The following is a 22,071-nucleotide window of genomic DNA, read 5'->3' as shown; positions in this document are numbered from 1 at the left end:
TTTTGAAATCAAAAATCACACTTAAGGATATTGCGAAAGAGTTAGATGTTTCTATATCAACTGTTTCTAAAGCTCTTAAGAACAGTAAAGAAATCAGTAAGGATACAAAAGACAAAATAAAGGCTTTTGCTAAATTCTATAATTACCGGCCCAATAATATTGCGCTTAGCCTAAAAAACAAGCGAACTAAAAATATAGGGGTAATTATTCCAGATATTGTTCATCATTTTTTTACCACGGTATTTAGAGGAATAGAAAAGTATGCTAATGAGCAGGGGTATAATGTAATTGTTTGTGTTTCTGATGAGTCTTTTGAAAAAGAGGTCGTGAATATGGAAATGTTGGCCAATGGTAGTATAGATGGGTTTATACTTTCTTTAAGCGCTGAAACTCAGTTAAAAAATGAATTTTCGCACTTAAAAGAATTGCTGGATCAAGGAATTCCCATAGTTCTTTTTGACCGGGTAACCTCAGAAATAGATTGCGACAAGGTTATTTTAAATGATCAGGAGATTGCCCATGAAGCCGTAAGTCATTTTATAAATACAGGTGCAAGAAAAATTGCGCTTGTTACAACAGAGAAATTTTTTAACGTCAGTGAAAGTAGGGCAAAGGGATATTTACAAGCTTTAAGAAAAAATGATATTAAGGTAGATGAGAAATTGATTTTAACCTTACCACATGATAATGATAATGCTACATTAATTAGGAATTTTTTTCAAAATAATAAGGTAGATGCTGTTTTATGTGTTAATGAAATATTTGGCATTCAGTGTTTAAGTATTATCCAAGATTTAGGTTATAAGGTCCCTAACGATATATCAGTAATTGGTTTTACCGATGGAATATTGTCAAGGTTTTCTGTACCTAAATTAAGTACGGTTGCACAACATGGAGAAAAAATGGGGGAACAAGCAGCTCAAATGCTTATTAATAGAATGGAATCTTTAGGTGAAGAAGAACCTTTTAAAACAGAAGTAATAAATGCCACTTTAATTAAGCGTGGTTCTACGATCAATTAATACTTTTGTGATTATGAAAAAAGCGGGATTTATTTTTGATTTGGACGGTGTTATTGTTGATACAGCAAAATATCACTATTTAGCTTGGAGAAAACTAGCAAATGAATTAGGTTTTGAATTTACAAAAGAGCAAAATGAACTTTTTAAAGGCGTAAGCAGAAAAAGATGTTTAGAAATTCTTTTAGATATCGGTAAAATTAAAGCTACTCAAGAACAGTTCAATACTTGGATGGTTGAGAAGAATGTAGATTATTTGGCTTATATAGACCAAATGAATGCTAGTGAAATACTACCAGATGTAATTAGAGTACTTAAGTTTTTAAAAGATAGAGATATTCCTATAGCCCTAGGTTCTGCAAGTAAAAATGCCAAACCTATTTTAGAGAAAGTTAATTTATTGCCTTATTTTGATAGTATTGTAGATGGTAATAATGTTACCAAGGCAAAACCGGATCCGGAAGTATTTTTAATAGCAGCAAAAAATTTGGAAGTTGATCCTAGTTTATGTGTGGTTTTCGAAGATGCAGTAGCAGGTATACAAGCTGCTAATAGGGCTGGTATGCTTAGTATTGGAATTGGCGATCCAAATATACTAAGTGAAGCTGCTTTTAATTTTAAAGATTTTACAGAAATGAGTGATAGTTTTTTAGAATCACTCTTAAATCAAAATAAATAAGGTTATTTCCTTACAATTCATTTATTTTAATTCCATTTCAACCATTAATAATGAATCAAGATTATATAAAAGCAGATAAGTGGAGCATTATCGAAGAAGGTTTCGATCAAGAAAATGTAAAATCATCTGAAAGTATTTTTAGCATTGGTAACGGGGCCATGGGGCAACGTGCAAATTTTGAAGAAACCTATACTGGGGAAACATTTCAGGGAAGTTATATTGCCGGCGTTTATTATCCAGATAAAACGCGTGTTGGTTGGTGGAAGAACGGGTATCCAGAGTATTTTGCTAAAGTATTGAACGCGCCTAACTGGATTGGTATAAATATCTATATAAATGATGTAGCGTTAGATTTGGCAACCTGTAAAAAAGTGTCTGGATTTAGACGTGAACTGAACATGAAAGGAGGTATTTATACCAGATGCTTTCAGGCGGTAACATCTAATAATGTTGAAATTGATGTTATCGTAAAGCGTTTCTTAAGCTTAGATATAGATGAAGTTGGGGCTATTTCATATAACGTTAAGGTCCTTAAAACGGATGCTAAAATTGTATTTGAGCCATATTTGGATGGTGGAATTACTAATGAGGATAGTAATTGGGACGATAAATTCTGGAACATTACAAATATAACATCGGCCAATAATCGTGCTTTTATTGAGGCACATACCATGAAAACGAATTTTCAAACCTGTACGTTTATGCAGGCATCCTTACATTATAATGGAAAGGAAGTTTCGCCAAAACCTGCTGACAGATCAGAATCATTTGTTTCCATAAAATTTGAGCAAAATGTAAAGGCAAATGAGTCGGTTGTACTAACTAAATTTGGAGGGTATACCGTAGAAAGGAATCACCCTAACAAAGAGTTGACATCGGTAGCTAACTTAACCTTGGATAAGGTTAGTGACCTAGGTTTCGAAAGCTTGTTAGAAAAACAAAAAGCATCTTGGGCTTCTATTTGGGAAATGAGCGATATTGTTATAGAAGGCGATATAAAAGCGCAACAAGGTATTCGATTTAATATTTTTCAATTGAACCAAACTTATTTAGGTACAGATTCCAGATTAAACATAGGTCCTAAAGGTTTTACCGGAGAAAAATATGGAGGTAGCACCTATTGGGATACGGAAGCATATTGCATTCCTTTTTATATGGCTACTAAAGATGATAAAGTAGCCCGTAAATTATTAAAGTACCGTTATAACCATTTAGAAAAAGCAATTGCTAATGCGAAAAAGTTAGGTTTTTTTAATGGTGCGGCATTGTATCCTATGGTAACCATGAATGGTGAAGAGTGCCATAATGAGTGGGAAATAACGTTTGAAGAAATTCATAGAAATGGAGCTATTGCTTTTGCAATACATAATTATTATAGATATACTGGCGATTATAGCTATATACCAGAAATGGGGTTAGAGGTGTTAATTGGTATAGCTAGATTCTGGCATCAGCGGGTAAATTTCTCTGAGGAGAAGGGTAAATATGTAATGCTGGGAGTAACAGGTCCTAATGAGTATGAAAACAATGTTCATAATAATTGGTATACTAACTATTTGGCAAAATGGTGTATCAATTATACATTAACTCAGTTAGATAAGGTAAAAAGCGGGTACGCAGATGATTACCACAGAATAATAGGGAAAACCAAACTGACCGATAGAGAATGTGAAAAATGGAAAAATGTTGCCGATGAAATGTATTTTCCATATTCAAAAAAATATGGTGTGTTCTTACAACAAGATGGTTTTTTAGATAAGGATTTGGTAAGAGTAGATGAATTGCCAAAAACTGAAAGACCTATTAATCAAAAATGGAGTTGGGACAGAATTTTGAGGTCTCCCTACATTAAGCAAGCTGATGTTTTACAAGGATTTTACTTTTTTGAGGAAGATTTTTCATTAGAAGACCTAGAAAAACATTTTGATTTTTATGAGCCATTTACCGTTCATGAGTCTTCTTTGTCACCATGTGTGCATAGTATACAGGCGGCCAAATTAGGAAGAATGGAACAGGCTTATAATTTCTATTTAAGAACATCTAGGTTAGATTTAGATGATTATAATAAAGAAGTTGAAGAAGGTTTGCATATAACCTCTATGGCTGGTACTTGGATGAGTATTGTTGAAGGGTTTGGGGGTATGCGTGTAGTTGATGATAAATTGTCATTTAAACCACAAATTCCAAATCAATGGAAGGCCTATTCTTTTAAAGTAAACTTTAGAGATAGAATCATAAAAGTTCATGTTACCTCAGAGAATGTATCCTTTCAATTAATTGGTTCTAAAGAAGTGTCTATTAGGGTAAATGGAAAAAAAGTAGAACTTTTCCCTGATAAGTTGATAACGGTATAATGTATACGCCATTTTAAAAATAATGTTTTAGAAATTGAATAGTATCTCATGAAAAGCAAAATTGTTATTTACCATGTATTTACCAGACTTTTTGGAAATACCAATACCAACAATAAGCCTTGGGGTACAATAGAGGAAAATGGGGTTGGCAAACTAGCGGATTTTTCTAAAAAAGCACTTGCTGAAATTAAAAATTTGGGTATAACCCATATTTGGTATACTGGTATTCCGCATCATGCAGTAATTAATGATTATTCTGAATTTGGAATTTCTAATGACGATCCAGATGTAGTAAAGGGAAGAGCAGGTTCACCTTATGCGGTTAAAGATTACTATAATATTAACCCAGACTTAGCAGTTGACCCTGCTAATAGGTTAAATGAATTCAAATCGCTAGTAATGCGTACCCATGCCGCAGGTATGAAGGTAATCATTGATATAGTTCCTAATCATGTAGCAAGAAGGTATGAGGGGAAAACAAATCCTAAAGGCAATTCTGATTTTGGTTATGGCGATGATACCTCGGTAGAATATGCAAAGGACAATAATTTTTATTACATTCCAGGAACACAATTTAAGCATCCAGAATGGCGAGATGGTTATGTTCCTTTAGGTGGTGATACTCCTAATTTACCCAATTCTAAATTAATAGAAATACCGGCTAAATGGACGGGAAATGGTTCGCGAAGTCCGCAACCAGATATGAACGATTGGTACGAAACTGTCCGTATCAATTACGGGGTAAGACCAAATGGTGGGTTAGATTTTGATATGCTGCCCAATGATTATGGCGAGAAAGATTACAATGAACATTTTAAGTATTGGAAAAAGAAAGTAGTTCCTAGTTCTTGGCGAAAATTTCGAGAAATAGCCCATTATTGGTTACAAATGGGTGTTGATGGATTTAGATACGATATGGCAGAAATGGTTCCGGTAGAGTTCTGGAGCTATTTGAATTCATCTATAAAAATGAAAAACCCTGATGCTTTTATTATGGCAGAGGTTTATAATCCGGATTTATATAGAACATATATCCATAAAGGGAAAATGGACTATTTATATGATAAGGTCGATTTTTATGATGGTATAAAACATATAATGAAAGGTTATGGTTGGTCAGACCACTTGCCAGTTGTACAAAACGGATTGCAAGATATTGAGCACAATATGCTCCACTTTCTAGAAAACCATGATGAACAGCGAATAGCGAGTCCGGAATTTGTGGGTAATGCAGCAATTGGAAAACCGGCAATGGTAGTTTCTGCAACAATTAGTACGTCACCAACTATGATATATTTTGGGCAAGAAGTAGGTGAACCTGCCGCTGAAAACCCTGGTTTCGGAAGCCCTTCTAGAACTTCTATATTCGATTATATTGGGGTGCCACATCACCAAAGATGGGTTAACGATAAGAAATTTGATGGCGGTCAGTTAAAACCCGAAGAATCATCATTACGAGATTTTTATAAACGCTTGTTAAATTTCACTAGTACAAGTGAAGCTTTAATGGGTGCTTATCGTGAAATTCATTTTTATAATAAAGAAATTACTGAAGATTATAACCATAGAGTTTTATCTTACGTGCGTTGGTCCGAAAATCAGAAATTAATTGTTGTATCAAATTTTGATACCAACATACAGTTCTCTTTTGATTTAAAGTTACCTGTAGATTTAATGAAGCAATGGCAGTTAACTAGTGGTAAATATGTATTGATAGATGCACTATATGGTCATAAAAATTCTTTAAGTATTGAAAATGGGGAAGGTCATATAGCAATAGAGTTAAATCCTTTAGAATCTTTTATTTTTGAATTAAAATTTTAGAACATATGTTTAGTAGAGTTACTGTATTACTTATCGGTTTAGCATTAGTATCTTGTAATATGAATAAACCTTTAGTTATTGGTCATAGAGGTGCCATGGGCCATGAGACCGAAAATACGCTGCCTTCAATTCAAAAAGCAATGGATTTAGGTGTTGATATGATAGAAATAGATGTTTTTAAAATAAAAAGTGGTGAAATAGTGGTTTTCCATGATAAAACAGTAGAAAGGTTAACCAACGGCCCGGGAAGTATTGAAGGATATAATATTTTCGAATTAAAAAAATTGATTGTTAATGGCGGGCACGAAATTCCAATGCTTCAAGATGTGTTGAAACTTATCGATAATAAGGTGGCATTAAATATTGAACTAAAAGGTGCTGGTACTGCAGATAAGGTCAATTTTATAATGAATTATTATATAGAAAAAAAGAATTGGTCGCCAGAAAATTTTATAATCTCTAGTTTTAATTGGGATGAATTAAAGGCAATGCGTGAGTTTAACCCAAAAGTAGCAATTGCAGTATTAACGGAGGAAAATCCTATAGATGCCATACCTATAGCAAAAGAGCTAAATGCAGTTGCTATTAATCCGTATTTTAAAAAGCTAGATTTAGAAATAGCGAATCAAATACATGATGCAGGTTTTAAAATTTATACGTGGACAGTTAACGAGCCAGAAGATATTAATGCCATGAAAAGAATAGCTGTTGACGGTATTATTACTAATTTTCCTGAACGTGTAAATTAATGTATGATGTTCTTGTAGTTGGTGGTGGTGCTGCTGGTTTTTACGCGGCAATTCATATTGCTGAGTCCAGACCAAATACCAAGATTGCTATTTTGGAACGTGGTAAAGAAGTACTTACCAAAGTAAAAGTCTCTGGTGGTGGACGCTGCAATGTTACTCACGCTGAATTCAATCCCAGTAATTTAAGCAAGAACTACCCAAGAGGGGAAAAAGAGCTCTTAGGCCCTTTTCATACCTATGCTAGCGGAGATACGGTCGGCTTTTTTGAAGAACGTGGAATTGCATTAAAAATAGAAGAGGACGGGAGAATGTTTCCGGTTAGTGACTCTTCACAAACTATTATTGATTGTTTTACTTCTGAAGCGGAACGATTAGGTGTTCAAGTAAAAACGCTTTGTTCTGTAAGTGGTATTGAAAGCAAACAAGTTAATGGTGAAAACATTTGGAATCTAAAAGTAGGTGAGAGCTTCCTTGAAACTAGAAAATTGATTTTAGCTACCGGAAGCAATCCAAAAATGTGGAATTACATTGCAGCTTTAGGGCATGCAATTGTTCCGCCGGTTGCATCACTCTTTACTTTTAATATAAAGGATGATCGCATATCAGGAATACCCGGTGTTTCTACTTACGCCGAGGTAAATGTGTTGCCAAAAAAGAATTTTGGTAAAAAGACAGCCAAATCTAAACAAGATGTATCCAGCTTAACTTCGGGCGGTCCTTTGTTAATAACACATTGGGGTATGAGTGGGCCGGCTATATTAAAGTTGTCAGCGTGGGGAGCAAGAGTTTTAGAGCATTTTAATTATCAATTTAAAATTCAAGTAAATTGGGTTCCAGAGTATCATCAAACCGGACTATTAGAGCTATTCTTAAAAGTAAAACAGGTAGAAAAGAAAACGATTTTAAGAACTAAAGTATTAGATATACCAAAACGTTTATGGGCAAATTTGGTAAGTGCTGCTCATATAGATGATTCTACAACATGGCCAGAAGTTTCTAAACAACAACTTCAATCATTAGCAGAACAATTAACCGCAGGTGTCTATCAAGTAAACGGTAAAAGTACTTTTAAAGAAGAATTTGTAACCGCAGGTGGGGTAGATTTAAAGGAGATAAACTTTAAAAATTATCAAAGTAAAATTTTACCCGGTTTATTTTTTGCAGGTGAAATAGTAAATATTGATGCAATTACGGGAGGATTTAATTTTCAAAATGCTTGGACAAGTGGGTATTTGGCAGCTAAAGGGGTGGTAAAGGAATTAAATAGCAGGGAAACACTTAAATGAAAACGTATATCGCATTTTTAAGAGGTATTAATGTTAGTGGGAAAAAGAAAATACCCATGGCTGAATTAAGGGAATTATGCGAAAGTGTAAAACTAAAAGATGTTAAAACCTATATTCAAAGTGGTAATATTATTTTCAAAAGTGATAGGACCAATAGCACCGAACTAGAAAAGCTTCTTGAAAAAGCTATTTTAAACAATTTTGGATTTGAAGTGCCTGTACTTATTAAGACAATAGATCAATTAGGGAAAATTATTTCCCTTAATCCTTTTAAATTGGAAACAGATATTTTAGAGAATAAAATTTACTTTGTTCTATTAAATAGTGGGCCACAGATTGAAGTTTTAGAAAGTTTTAAAAATGAAGAATTCAAGAATGAAGAATTTTTTTATAATGAAAACTGTATTTATCTAAAATGTAGAGAGGGATATGGCAAAGCTAAATTGAATAATAATTTAATTGAGCATAAATTAAAACTAATAGCAACTACTAGAAATTACAGATCAATGCAAGCATTACTTAAAATGGCAACTGCATAGTTGTAGGTAACGCTTTGCATTGGGGTCTACGGATTTTCTTTACAGTAAAAATTAAATAACAAGACAATTTAATTCATCTCCCAAATTTTGTAATTCAGAACTGCAGCAAAACATAACCAAAGTAGGTATGGAATTAAAAGTATAGCAGCTACTTTACTTACAATTCCAAACCATTTAATTGTTAGTATTAAAACTACTATTAGCGCTAAAATTACCAAAAGTGCTAAAAAAGGTTGCTTTAATCCAAAGAAAATAATACTCCACAATCCATTTAATAACAATTGAAATCCAAAATGGTAGAGTCCTGTTTTAACCCATTTATGATGAAAACCTTTAGCCCATACCCAACCTGCAGAAATTCCCATTAGAATATACATTGTGGTCCAAACGGGAGCAAAAATCCAGTTAGGAGGGTTAAAATTTGGTTTATTCAAAGTAAGGTACCAATCATTTACGGAACTTTGAGTAACAATACTGCTCAGAAACCCAATGGTGCAACAGATAAGGATACTTAAAACAACATAGAATATCTTTCTTTTCAATTAAAAAGTGTTTTGCTCTAAAATAAGGAATTATTTTAATTGACAACCCTAAAAACTATCTTTGCACAAATTGTAGTTTTAATGACAGAAAAAGATTTTATTCCAAATTCCTATACAACGCTTAATGACGAAGGGGAAGTTTCATATACTTCGCCAAGTAATATTGCTTTAGTAAAGTATTGGGGGAAAAAGGAAAATCAAGTTCCTGCAAACCCTTCTATTAGTTTTACTTTAACTGCATGTGCTACTACCACAAAAGTAAAGTATAAAAAAAGAGAAAATAGAAATGAAGAATTCTCATTTGATTTGTTGTTTGAAGGAGAATCTAAAGAAGAGTTTAAACCAAAAATAAATACGTTTTTGAAAAGGGTAGAAGTATATTTGCCTTTTTTGAAAGATTATCACTTTGTTATCAATACTACAAATTCATTTCCTCATAGTAGTGGTATAGCTTCATCGGCAAGTGGAATGTCTGCTTTGGCGTTATGTTTTATGGAAATGGAAAAATCATTTTCAGGCACAATGTCGCCAGAACACTTTAATAGAAAAGTTTCGTTTTTATCTCGTTTAGGTTCCGGTAGTGCATGTCGCAGTATAGAAGGCACCATAGTTCAATGGGGAGAAACACCGTCAATTGAAGGGAGTTCAAATCTTTATGGGATTAAATATCCCTACGAAGTCCATGGTGTTTTTCACAATTTTCATGATACTATTTTATTGGTAGATAAAGGCGAAAAGCAAGTGAGTAGTACAGTAGGGCACGAGTTAATGCACGGGCATCCATTTGCACAACAAAGATTTGACCAAGCCCATTCAAATTTATCAAAGCTGAAAACTATAATAAAAGAAGGAAATTTAGTACGGTTTATTGAAATTGTTGAAAGCGAGGCGCTTACTCTACACGCTATGATGATGACCAGTCATCCGTATTTTATATTAATGAAGCCAAATACCCTTTCTATTATTAATGAAATTTGGAAGTTTAGAAAGGAATCTAGAACGCATGTGTGTTTTACGTTAGATGCTGGTGCAAATGTACATGTATTATATCCGGAAGGTGAAAAGGATATCATTTTTCCATTTATTATAGAGAAATTAGTGCCTTATTGTCAAAATGGACAGTATATTTGCGACCGAATTGGTCTGGGTGCTAAGAAGTTGTAGGGGATAGACGTACGATTGTACCCATTATTCCGTTTGTAGTTAAGCGAATTGCCTATTTTTTTTAACAAGTAATGGCATAACGCTTAACTTTGATTATATTTATAAGTAACATTTCATAATTGCCCACCTTTAAAATATGAAAGGACCACTATTTTATTCTAAAATTCTTCTCTTTGGAGAATACGGTATCATTAAAGATTCTAAAGGATTGTCTATACCCTATAACTTTTATAAAGGAGCTTTGAAATCTGATGCCAATCCTTCGAAAGAAGCATTAAAATCAAATAAAAGTTTAGAAGCTTTTACTCATTATTTAGAGCATCTTACTGAAAAGGAGCCAAAATTGGTTTCTTTCGATTTAGAACTTTTAAAAACTGATGTAGCTGCTGGTATGTACTTTGATAGTTCTATACCGCAAGGGTATGGTGTTGGTAGTAGTGGAGCATTGGTAGCTGCAATTTATGATAAGTATGCAAACGATAAAATTACGGTTCTAGAGAATTTAACAAGAGAAAAACTATTAAAATTAAAGACAATTTTTGGTAAAATGGAGTCTTTTTTTCATGGCAAATCATCTGGCCTAGATCCATTAAATAGTTATTTAAGTTTACCTATATTGATAAATTCTAAAGATAATATAGAATCTACAAGTATTCCATCGCAAAATGCAGAAGGTAAAGGCGCTGTATTTTTATTAGATAGTGGTATAATTGGGGAGACAGCACCTATGGTTCAGATTTTTATGGAACAGATGAAGAACGATGGTTTCAGAAAAATGCTTAAAAACCAATTCATAAAACATACCGATGCTTGTGTAGAGGATTTTGTAAATGGAAACATACAATCATTATTTGGTAATTTAAAGCAACTTTCCCATGTTGTTCTTGATAACTTTAAGCCAATGATACCAGCAAAATTTCATGACTTATGGAAAAACGGAATAGACACCAATGATTATTACTTAAAGCTGTGTGGCTCTGGCGGTGGTGGGTACATTTTAGGTTTTACAGAAGATTTTGAAAAGGCAAAAACTGCACTAAAAGACTACAAACTTGAAGTAGTTTATAATTTTTAGGAAATTTCCAGAATGCTTAATAGAAAAAATAAACTCTTACTATTAAAGGTATTGAGTCTTTTTTCAGTGGTTAGAGGCTATAATATTCTTGTTATAGCACTTGCACAATACTTGGCATCTATATATATTTTAGCACCAGATCTACCATTGCGTAAAGTGGTATTTGATGTTAACCTTTTTGTTATTGTAGTTGCTTCTACAATGGTTATTGCCGCAGGTTATATTATCAATAATTTCTACGATGCAGAAAAAGACCTTATAAATAAACCACGAAAAAGTATGCTAGATCGTTTAGTTAGCCAACGATTTAAGCTAACAACTTATTTTGTGCTTAATTTTTTGGCGGTTATTGCAGCAAGTTATGTGTCTTTTAGAGCCGTCTTTTTTTTCTCTTCGTATATATTTGGTATTTGGATCTATTCGCATAAATTAAAAAGAATTCCATTTTTAGGTAATATTATCTCCGCATCGTTAGCAATCACCCCTTTTTTCGTAGTTTTTGTTTACTATAAAAATTTTCAATCGGTCATATTTGTTCATGCTGTTTTTTTGTTCCTTTTGATTTTAGCACGTGAAATGATTAAAGATTTGGAAAATATTTCTGGGGATATTGCCCAAAACTATAGAACAATACCAATTATTTATGGGGCAAAAACATCAAAAGTCATCATATCCCTACTAATACTTTTAACCTTATTACCATTATTGCTTTTATTGTTTAGGTTTGATGTCGGTTATATGGATTTTTACTTTGGTATTTGTATTTTATTGTTGGTCGTATTTATCTTTCTTCTTTTAAAATCTAAAACTAAAAAAGACTATGTGTGGTTACATAATATTCTAAAGCTAATTATAGTAGTGGGTGTTTTTAGTATTTTGTTAATAGATGTGGACTTAGTATTAAATAGAATACTGTAGTTATTGAGAATATGTTCAATATAACTATTTGAACGGCAATGCAATTTGCTACCTTTGTGCAAAATTGGTACAGTTATGAGTAGGGACGATTCTAGTAGGGGAAAAAATGCTTCAGGCAGACAAGGTGGTAATTTTAAAAAGAAGAGCTATGCGCGTGGCAATGCTCCAATTAAAAAAACGGTAACTCCTAATAAGCCGTCAGACCCAAATTCTATTCGACTAAATAAATATGTGGCAAACTCTGGTGTATGTTCACGTAGAGATGCTGATATATATATTGCGGCTGGTAATGTAACCGTAAACGGAAAACCTATTACAGAAATGGGTTATAAGGTGAAATTGACAGATGAGGTTAAATTCGATGGTCAACTATTGAATCCGGTAAAGAGAGAATACGTATTACTTAATAAACCTAAAGACTTTGTTACTACCATACGCGACGAAAGAGGAAAAAGACATGTATCTGGTTTAATATCTAGTGCTTCAAAGTCAAAATTATTGCCAGTAGACAAATTGGAAAAGGATCACACGGGGTTGCTTTTGTTTACTAATGATGGTAACATGACAAAGACTTTAAAAAGTCCAATAAACGGTTTGCGTAAAATTTATCATCTTGTATTGGAACAAGAATTACGAAGTTCCGATTTAAAGAAAATTCAAGAAGGAGTTGTCGTAGATGAAAAGGTAGTAAGGGTTCAAGACATTAGTTATATAAACGATGCGCCCAAACGTGAAGTAGGTATTGAAATTTATAGTTCTAGAAATAAAATTGTAGAACGCCTTTTTGATACACTAGGATATAAAGTTCAAAAATTGGATAGAGTAGTTTACGGAGGACTTACCAAGAAAGATTTGCCAAGAGGACACTGGAGATATTTAACTAGCCAAGAGGTTATTAATCTTAAAATGATTAAATAGTATTGTTTAATTATAACGACAGACTCATAAATTCAGATGGTCTTGCGGTGATGTAATTTAATTGTTATACTATTGGCTAAACCCATCTCCAAAACGGTACGTTGCAATAATACCATGGGTGTTTCCTAAAGGAGAATCGTTCATCGCGACATTATAACTATAAATAGCTCTAATATTCTTAAATAGGTAAATACCGGCTAAAAGATTTATAGAAGAATTAGTTCTATAACCTGTACCAAGTTCAAATCTGTTTTTAAAACTTACCGCAACGTTCATATCCACCTGAAAAGGAGCACCGTTTTCATATTTAAGTAACAGGTTAGGTTTGATCATTAGTTCTTCGAATTTATTAGAGAAAAACCGATAGCCTAAATATCCGTAATAAGGAACATTAATATCCACGTTGTCATCGGACACAAGCATGTCCCCAATAACATTAGGTGTAGAAACACCTACATAAACATTTGCCAAGTTTAACAGAAAGCCAAGTCCAATAGTGGGTATTGTAGCATTTATATTCATGGCAAAATTAGGGTCGTCCATTATGCCAAGTTCCAATAGATTGTCCTGATACTGCTGAACTCCAGGAGATATAGAAAAGGACAATGAATTTGGAGTGTAAATTTGCCAATAAGGTCTGTTGCTTTTGGTGTCGAAAAAGATTTTATATGAATAAGTAGCAAAGACACTAGTAGAAGTAGTGACACCTATTTCATCACGAATAAGACCCGCGCCTAAACCAATTTTACCTCTGTTTAATGGGGAGTGAAAGCTTAGTGCAAAACTTTTTGGACTACCTTCAAACTGGTTAAATGTCCCCGTATTACTAATCCCAATTTCCGCACTAGGGGCAAGACCTGCAAAGGCTGAATTCACTAAGTAAGGATTGTAGTTGTACTCCGAAAATGTTGGGGTCTGCTGTGCCATTGCGTTATTAGACAATACGACAATAATGAATGCTATGAATGCGATGTTTTTATATAAATATTGCATGCTGTTTTATCGCTTTAGAACAAGGAAACCTTGTGTTTTTCTTAAAATGGTTTCACCTTCTATTTGAATTTTGAAAAAGTAAGTTCCAGAAGGCAATTGGTCTGCACCAACTTTGGTACGCCTATTAGCAGTACCCGAAAATACGTTCAATGCATTATCATAACCATCGATTTGAAAAACAAGGTCGCCCCAACGGTTATAAATGCTCACCACATTTTCCGGGTAATAGTCAATATTTTCAATATGCCAATACTCGTTTATACCATCTCCGTCTGGTGAGAATCCATATTTGGTTTCATCTTCAGGAATAATAGTTGTAAATGATTGTTCTACGCAAGAGCTAGCATCACCAGCACTATTGTAAGGGGTTATGGTTACAAAAATTTCAGTATCAAAAGGAAACTCTTCGTTATGGGAATACTCTGTAGAGGGCCCCATATCAAGATTGTCAACAATATCATTGGAATCTATAGCAGTACCTATTGAAATACGATATCCAATTGTTTTTTCAACTACTTCCCACGATATTGTACTTGTTAAGGAAACATCGGTTTCTCCATTTGCCGGACTCGTTAATACGGTACAAGCAGGTGCAATAACTTCGGTAGTGAAGCTTTGAGAACTACACCCTATAGCATCTCCAGAAGTGTTATAAGGAGTGATCTTTACAAATATCAATGTTTCTGAAGGTAGGTTTTCATTTAGAATATAACTGGTTAAAGAAGCAACATCTTCATTGTCTACAATGTCGTTTCCGTCTAAAGTTGTTCCTATAGCAATGCGATATCCATCTGCATCGACAGCGGCGTTCCATTCAATATCCGTAGCAATAGAAATTGCATTCCCATTTTGTAAAGAAGAAATTAGACTTGTACAAGACGGTAAAGGCCTTATTGTAAAACTTTCAGAAGCACAACCAACAGCATCACCAACCTCGTTAAAAGGAGTAATAGTAATTGTTACAATTTCGCCCTCGTTAAATTGATAAGGAAAAGTATAGCTATTACCTATAACCTCTAGGTCTGTTACATTATTTGCCGTACTATTATCTGCGGTAATGGTTAATTTGTATCCATCTGCATCGGTAATTGTGTTCCATGTTATGTCGTTTACTTCTGCTAATACAGCTCCGTCCACAGGTGCAATCAATGTTGTGCAATTTGGGATGGATTTAATTGTGAAACTTTCCGTAGTACAACCAATTGCATCGCCAGCATTATTGTATGGGGTTATGTTAACCGTAACTGTTTCTCCTTGTTCAAAATCATTTAAAAAACTATAGGAATTTCCAGAGGCAATATTCAAATTGGTTACGTTATTTGCTGTACTGCTACTACCAGTAATGGTAAGTCTGTAGCCTTGAGCATCACTTATTTCTGTCCATTCTATTCCTATATTTGCAGCTACACCTATAGATCCATTTAGTGGTGCAATTAAATTTGTACATGCAGGAACAGCCTCAATAGTGAAACTTTCTGTAACACAACTAATTGCATTTCCAGATTCATTATAGGGAGTTACGGACACAGAAACGGTCTCACCTTGGGTAAAATCTGAACTAAAATCATATGAAATATCTGTTGTTTGATAATTGATTAGGTTATTTATAGTACTAGTGCTCGCCGTTACTGTTATAAAATAACCAACGGCATTGGTTATAGCATTCCATGAAATAGAGGTATTCGTACTTACTTCTGTGTCACCATTATTTGGCGCGTTTAAATTAGTGCAAGCAGGTACTGGCTTTATCGTAAAACTTTCTGCCGTACACCCAATGGCATCACCTTGGGTATTAAAAGGAACAATTAAAACAGAAACCGTTTCGCCCTGTTCAAAATCAGTTAAAAAATCGTAAGATGTACCTGAGGTTATTTCTAATTCATTCAAATTATTTGCGGTAGTCACACTTCCAACCACCGTTAATTTATATCCATCTGCACCAGCAATTGCATTCCATTCAATAGCACTATTAATGGCATTATCAATTGTGTTGTTAGCGGGTGAAATAAGTGTAGTACATAAGGGTACAGGTGGCGGTACTATTGTAAAACTTTCTGTCGTACAACCAGTAGCATCACCATTGGCATTGTAGGGAATTATAGTTACCGTAACAGTTTCACCTTGCGTAAAATCATTTGTAAAATCAAAGGAGGTGCCTGTGGTTACCTCAAAATTGGTCATATTATTAGCTGTACTGTTACTTCCTAAGACAGTTACTTTATAACCATCGGCATCAGTAACGGCACTCCATTCAATAGACGTATCTACAGCAATATCAGTTGCGTTATTTGCAGGACTAATTAATGTTGAGCATTCTGGTGGCCCTGTGGTTTCAAAAGTATATTCTGTACAACCTGTAGCATCACCATTCGTATTATAAGCAATAATAGAAATATAAATAGTATCATTTTCTGGTAAGTCGTTTACGAAGTCAAATGTGGTTACATCACCAAGGTCATCGCTGAAAATATCCGTTCCTCCGGACGTTGTCCCTGCTGTAAGACGATACCCGTCTGCAGACCCAGAGCCATTCCAGCTTAAATTGGTATCAATTGCTATTTGAGTAGAACCGTCTACCGGTGAGGTTAAAACTGCACATGAAGGCGGACTAGTTGAATCTCCCGTAGTAAAGTTTTCTTCTGTACAACCTGTTGCATCGCCCTCGTTGTTATAGGGAATTATAGTGACATAATATGTTCTGCCCTCAAGCAAGTCGTTTGGAATGTCATAGGAAGTTATAGTTTCAACTATTACGTTATTTACAATTTCATTTCCACCTTCAGTTGTGCCTACTATTACAATATATCCTAAAGCTTCAGGTATTGCTGTCCAACTTAAATGCGTATCAATAGACACTCCGGTTTCTTGGTGTGCCGGACTAGTTAAATTAGTACAAGTTGGTGGTACAGGTATAATTTCGGTATGGAAACTTTCTTCTATACAGCTAAATGCATCGCCTTGGTCATTGTAAGGTGTTATAGTAATAAAAATATCACTGTTCTCAGGGAGGTCGGCCATTAAATCATACGCAGTAACATTTTCTACATCTTCATCATCAAGAATATCATTGCTTCCGGTGGTTGTGCCGACGGTTAATCTATACCCATCTGCGTTTGAAATAGCGTTCCAGCTTAAGTCCGTAGAAACTGAAACATCGCTGACGCCATTAGCAGGTGAAATTAAAGATGTGCATTCAGGTATGGTTGGTAAGGTGTTTGAAAGACTAAAACTCTCTTCAGTACAGACACCAGGATTACCTTCATCATTAAAAGGTGTAATGGTTACATAAACGGTATCGCCAGTATTAAAATCTGAAGCAAATTCATAAGTAGTTTCGTTGGTGATAGTTTCATTGTTTACCACATCATTACCTCCAGGTGTAGTTCCGACAGTTAAATAATAACCTTGGGCAAATTGTGCGGCATTCCAAGTAAGGTTAGTATTAACAGGTACATTTGTGTCTCCATTTAAAGGCGAAGTTAATTGCGTACATTCGGGAATTGGGCAATCACGAACATCTAGGTCAAACGTCCACCCATAATTATCTATCATAGATTGTCTTTCCTCAATAGCATCACAATAAGGTAATCCTTGGGCACCTAAGGTAATACCGCTAGTAACCGTTTGTTCCGACCATGCAATTAGTGTAGTATCATAATTTTCCCTAGTAAGTGCAGTATTGTCTAACATATCGTTCATGTTCGTGACACCGCTTACATCCCAATCTCCTAGGTATTGATCTAAAGAAGTAGCATTAAAGAAAGTTGAACGCATGGAAACATTACCCAAATTCCATAAATCCATTATTTGATTGTAAGCAGATGCTTCTCTAAACATATAGTCCATATTGCTTACACCAGATATGCGCCAGTTATTTATATTTTGGTTGAAGGTAGTAGCATTACTGAACATTTCTTCCATGGTATTTACCCCTCTTACATTCCAATCGCTTATGTTTTCATTAAATGCGGATGCACCTTTAAACATATCTTCCATTGTAGTAACTGATGCAACATTCCAAGAGTTCATAGTTTGGTTATAAGCACTGGCATCATTAAACATAGCTCTCATAGTGTTAACGAAAGAAACATCCCAAAGGTCAATATTTTGATTAAAAGTAGTTGCTCCACTAAACATCTCTGCCATAGTTAAAGCTTCGCCAGTATTCCAATTAGAAATAGCTTCATTGAAAACTATGGCATTTTTAAACATAGCTTCAAAGGTGGTTACTACAGCCGTATCCCAATTATTTAAAGATTGGTTAAATACCGCTGCATCTTCAAACATAGATTCCATTAAAGTAACCGAGCTTACATCCCAAGTGTTTATTGGTTGATTAAATAGTAAAGCATCTTCAAACATACTACTCATATCCGCAGCTGCACTTACGTCCCAATTGTTTAGAGGTTGGTTAAAGGAAGATGCGCCACGAAAAACACTATTCATATTTACCACACTATTTACATCCCAACTATTTAAAGGTTGGTTAAATGCTAAAGCATAATTAAACATAGATCGCATGGTAAGAACGTTGGTCAAATTCCAACTGTTAATGTTTTGATTGAATACTGAAGCGCTACTGAACATTCCACTAGTATTAGTTACTGCAGTAACATCCCAATTATTTAATGGTTGGTTAAATGCGTTTGCAGAACTAAACATATTCGCCATATTGTTTACTTTAGATACATCCCAACTATTTAGCGGAAGATTAAATGATCTCGCAGTATTGAACATACCACTCATGTCTATTACCTTACTAACATCCCACCCATCAATATCTTGGTTGAAAGCTTCGGCATAGTAGAACATCTCTTTCATATCTTCGACTTTGGCAACATTCCATAAGTTTAAGGGTTGGTTAAAAAGTTCAGCTCTTGAGAACATGCCTGACATGTTTGTTACATTGGTTACATCCCAGTTGTTAATATCTTGATTGAAAACATCAGTATTCTGAAAGGTTCTGGACATATTCGTTACATTACCTGTATTCCAGTTATTTAAAGGCTGGTCAAAGGAGTCTGTGCCAAGAAACATAGCAGATATTGTGGTAACATTGCCAATATTCCAGCTATTCAATGGCTGGTTAAATGCCCTTGCACCAAGAAAAACACCATACATATCGGTCACATTGCTAACATTCCAATTATCGATATTTCCATTAAATAAATTGCAACTATTAAACATATTGTACATACTTTCCACTTGTGAAAGGTTGGGAATATCGGTTGCATTGTATTCCATATTCTCACAACCATAAAAAGCCATATTCATAGATTGCCATACCTGGGTACCCCATTGATCTATAGAAAGTAATTTAATAGAATCCGTATTGGAATAATAATGTAGGGGAGCGGGGAATGTACCTATAATGGATACTGTGTAAACACCTGGAGTTAAATAGGTATGTGTAATAGTATTGGTAACATGGTTATTGTATTGTCCATCTCCCCAATCAATAGAATAATCATAGCTAAGATAATCAGGATAACCAGTGTTGGCTTCTATTTTTAATTGATTAGCTGCTGTGGTACCATTTTCTAAAATTGTTGTGTCATAGGTTAGTTTAAATGCGTCTGGACTATTTACCCAGCTTTCGACAACTGTAAAAGTAATAGGTGAACAGCCTACAGCATCACCTTCATCATTAAAAGGAATTACTAAAACAGATACTTCATCACCTGGGTTAAATTCATTGGTGAAATCGACGCCAACATTAGTTGCCCCAAGTGTTTGGTTGTAAACTTCCACTGGTCCAGAACCATCATCTCTAGTTACTGTAACTTTATAACCTGTAGCGTTTGGCGCTGGAGCCCATCTAATATCGCTATTGGCAGGAACTTGGGTATCGCCATTTGCTGGCATGGTAATTTCGGTACATAATACATACGAACAATTGACACTGTCACCAGAAATAGTCCATCCATAAGTATCAATTAAGCTTTGGCGTTGGTTAAGAGCATCACAATACTGTAGATTGGTTGCACCCAAGGTAATACCGGAATTTACGCTTTGTGCAGACCAATCAGTTAAAATAGTATCATAATTCTCTTGTGATATGCCACTGTTCGATAGCATATTGGACATATTGGTTGCTGAAGTTATATTCCAATCTCCTAAATTTTGATCATATGCCGTAGCACTATTAAATACGCCAAGGAAATTAGTTACATTAGAAACGTTCCAATTATTTAGAGGTTGGTTAAAAATTGTATTATTTGCAAAAATTGAGGAAATATTTGTTAGGCTAGTAGTTATCCAACTATTTAATGGTTGATTAAAACCATCGTTTTGTTGAAACATTTGTTGCATATTCGTAACATTGCTAACATCCCAGTTGTTTAAAGGTTGGTTAAATGCATCTGCATTTTTGAACATTTGTTGCATTTGAGTAACTGAAGAAACAACCCAATCATTTAAGTTTTGATTAAAAATTTGATTGTTTGAAAACATTTGGGACATATTAGTAACAGCTGAAACGTCCCATAGATTTAGTGGTTGATTAAAAGCCACTGGGTATGATGCGGTCCATGATGCAAACATTTGAGACATATCAGTAACAGCTGAAACATCCCAATCATTTAGTGGCTGGTTAAAGACTCTTGCCGTTTCAAACATTTGCGACATATCGGTAACAGCTGAAACATCCCAATTATTTAATGGTTGATTAAAGTTAGGGGTGTCTGCAAACATTTGTGACATGTCAGTTACTTTAGAAACATCCCAATTGTTCATCGGGTAACTAATAGCAGATTCATGAAACATACGACTCATATTAGTAACATTCCCCACTTGCCAATTACTAAGGTTTTGATTAAAGTCATTTGTTCTAAAAAACATTGTATTCATGTCGGTCACTTGACTAACATTCCAATTGTTTAAAGGTTGATTGTATCTTCTACAGGCAACGAACATACCAGACATATCAGTAACCAAACTAACATTCCAATTATTAATGTTTTGATTGAAGTTAACACAGGCATAAAACATCTCTTTCATATTTGTGACCGATGAAGTATTCCAATTATCTAGGGGCTGATTGAAAGAAGTGTTTTTAAAGGTTTCGGACATATCAGTAATAGAATTTGTTGTCCAATTATCTAAGGGTCTATTAAAAATGGTGCAATTAGCAAAAATTCCCGAGATATCTGTAATAGTGCTGATATTCCAAGTATTTAAAATACCATTAAAAGATGTGCCACCACGAAACATGTTTTTAAGACTGGTAACTTGTGAAAGGTCTGGAGCAGTTATGGCATCAAAATTCATGTTTTCACAACCAAAAAAAGCATTTTCCATGGTTTGCCATTGTATTGTGCCCCAATCTAATATTTCTATGAGTTTAAGTTTGTCATTGGCGTTCTCATCATTAAAAAAAATAGATGGGAATATACCCGTTATACTAATAGTATGTAATCCAGGAGTTGCATAGGTATGTGTTATATTCCCTGTAACCCCTGTGTCAGTGGTGCCATCTCCCCAATCTACGTTATAGTTGTACGTTGTGTATGCTGGGTTTGTAGGTATGGTAATTTGATTAGCTGCCGACGAACCGGTCTCAATATTATTTGTATTCCAAATAGTGGTAAATGATTGGGAAAAAAGATTAACACTTAAGAACAAAAGTAATAGGGTAGTACTTTTTTTAAATATAGGCATATTGTAATTTTAAACTCACGTATGTGAGTCAAATATGGCAATGACTTTCGAATGTTAAAATTATTTGTTGTGAATACTTACTTTATAAGTGTGAATTTGACTTATATTGATGAAGTATATAAAAATCAAAATTTTAACTAATAACCGAAATCAGAAAAAAAGGGCTGTTTTAGTGATTGTTTTAAGACAAAGTATTTAGATTGAAATATGAATAACAAATAGAATTCTTATACTGAACTCATCTTGACTTTTTTTTACCTACGAATTATACATTTTGCACCCTAATTTTGTCATTTTTGAGTTCCGTAGCTATGGCTATGTAAATAAAAAATAACTTCATTACGGCACAAAA

At 34.3% G+C, this 22,071-nt stretch carries 14 protein-coding genes; 11 read left to right on the top strand and 3 right to left on the bottom strand.

Features of this window, described 5'->3' with window-relative positions:
- The first annotated feature begins 2 nt into the window (after positions 1-2).
- From BTR34_RS06290 to BTR34_RS06260, 7 genes are read left to right on the top strand one after another with little or no spacing between them, the layout of a single operon-like run.
- Positions 3-1,022 (top strand): LacI family DNA-binding transcriptional regulator, encoded by a 1,020-nt coding sequence (locus BTR34_RS06290; protein ID WP_068485203.1) that lies wholly within the window; start codon positions 3-5, stop codon positions 1,020-1,022.
- Positions 1,023-1,035: 13 nt separating this feature from the next.
- Positions 1,036-1,698 (top strand): beta-phosphoglucomutase, encoded by a 663-nt coding sequence (gene pgmB / locus BTR34_RS06285; RefSeq protein ID WP_068485202.1) that lies wholly within the window; start codon positions 1,036-1,038, stop codon positions 1,696-1,698.
- Between the two features lie 50 nt (positions 1,699-1,748).
- Positions 1,749-4,052, top strand: a complete 2,304-nt coding sequence (locus BTR34_RS06280; protein WP_068485201.1) for a glycoside hydrolase family 65 protein — start codon at positions 1,749-1,751, stop codon at positions 4,050-4,052.
- 48 nt (positions 4,053-4,100) lie between these two features.
- Entirely contained in the window at positions 4,101-5,876 is a 1,776-nt protein-coding gene (locus tag BTR34_RS06275; protein WP_068485200.1) for an alpha-amylase family glycosyl hydrolase, read from the top strand.
- Positions 5,877-5,935: 59 nt separating this feature from the next.
- Entirely contained in the window at positions 5,936-6,625 is a 690-nt protein-coding gene (locus BTR34_RS06270) for a glycerophosphodiester phosphodiesterase (protein WP_235843227.1), read from the top strand.
- Positions 6,625-7,911, top strand: a complete 1,287-nt coding sequence (locus tag BTR34_RS06265; RefSeq protein ID WP_068485198.1) for a BaiN/RdsA family NAD(P)/FAD-dependent oxidoreductase — start codon at positions 6,625-6,627, stop codon at positions 7,909-7,911. Before BTR34_RS06270 ends, BTR34_RS06265 begins: the two co-directional genes overlap by 1 nt.
- Complete coding sequence (locus BTR34_RS06260) at positions 7,908-8,450, top strand: DUF1697 domain-containing protein (RefSeq protein WP_068485197.1); 543 nt, start codon at positions 7,908-7,910, stop codon at positions 8,448-8,450. The genes BTR34_RS06265 and BTR34_RS06260 overlap by 4 nt, the downstream gene beginning before the upstream one ends.
- Before the next feature lie 68 nt (positions 8,451-8,518).
- Here the strand turns inward: BTR34_RS06260 and BTR34_RS06255 are convergent, their stop codons facing one another.
- Positions 8,519-8,992, bottom strand: a complete 474-nt coding sequence (locus tag BTR34_RS06255; protein ID WP_068485196.1) for a TspO/MBR family protein — start codon at positions 8,990-8,992, stop codon at positions 8,519-8,521.
- An 81-nt stretch (positions 8,993-9,073) separates the two neighbouring features.
- Here BTR34_RS06255 and BTR34_RS06250 point away from each other — a divergent pair, with 81 nt between their 5' ends.
- From BTR34_RS06250 to BTR34_RS06235, 4 genes are all read left to right on the top strand, one after another.
- The gene (locus tag BTR34_RS06250; protein ID WP_068485195.1) at positions 9,074-10,156 is read left to right on the top strand and encodes a diphosphomevalonate/mevalonate 3,5-bisphosphate decarboxylase family protein; all 1,083 of its coding nucleotides are present in this window, start codon (positions 9,074-9,076) and stop codon (positions 10,154-10,156) included.
- 136 nt (positions 10,157-10,292) lie between these two features.
- A complete protein-coding gene (locus BTR34_RS06245) occupies positions 10,293-11,231 on the top strand; it encodes a mevalonate kinase family protein (protein WP_068485194.1) in 939 nt (312 codons plus the stop codon).
- Between the two features lie 12 nt (positions 11,232-11,243).
- A complete protein-coding gene (locus BTR34_RS06240; protein WP_068485193.1) occupies positions 11,244-12,149 on the top strand; it encodes a geranylgeranylglycerol-phosphate geranylgeranyltransferase in 906 nt (301 codons plus the stop codon).
- 75 nt (positions 12,150-12,224) lie between these two features.
- A complete protein-coding gene (locus BTR34_RS06235; RefSeq protein ID WP_068485192.1) occupies positions 12,225-13,067 on the top strand; it encodes a pseudouridine synthase in 843 nt (280 codons plus the stop codon).
- Between the two features lie 69 nt (positions 13,068-13,136).
- On the opposite strand, the gene BTR34_RS06230 is transcribed toward BTR34_RS06235, so the two are convergent.
- Together BTR34_RS06230 and BTR34_RS06225 are read right to left on the bottom strand one after the other, a co-directional pair.
- Positions 13,137-14,060, bottom strand: a complete 924-nt coding sequence (locus tag BTR34_RS06230; RefSeq protein WP_068485191.1) for a PorP/SprF family type IX secretion system membrane protein — start codon at positions 14,058-14,060, stop codon at positions 13,137-13,139.
- Positions 14,061-14,066: 6 nt separating this feature from the next.
- Complete coding sequence (locus BTR34_RS06225; protein WP_068485190.1) at positions 14,067-21,719, bottom strand: BspA family leucine-rich repeat surface protein; 7,653 nt, start codon at positions 21,717-21,719, stop codon at positions 14,067-14,069.
- Between the last annotated feature and the right edge of the window lie 352 nt (positions 21,720-22,071).

Source organism: Maribacter hydrothermalis (assembly GCF_001913155.1).
Taxonomy (GTDB): domain Bacteria; phylum Bacteroidota; class Bacteroidia; order Flavobacteriales; family Flavobacteriaceae; genus Maribacter; species Maribacter hydrothermalis.
Note: the sequence above shows the minus strand (reverse complement) of the source record. Positions and strands in the feature narration are given on the sequence as shown.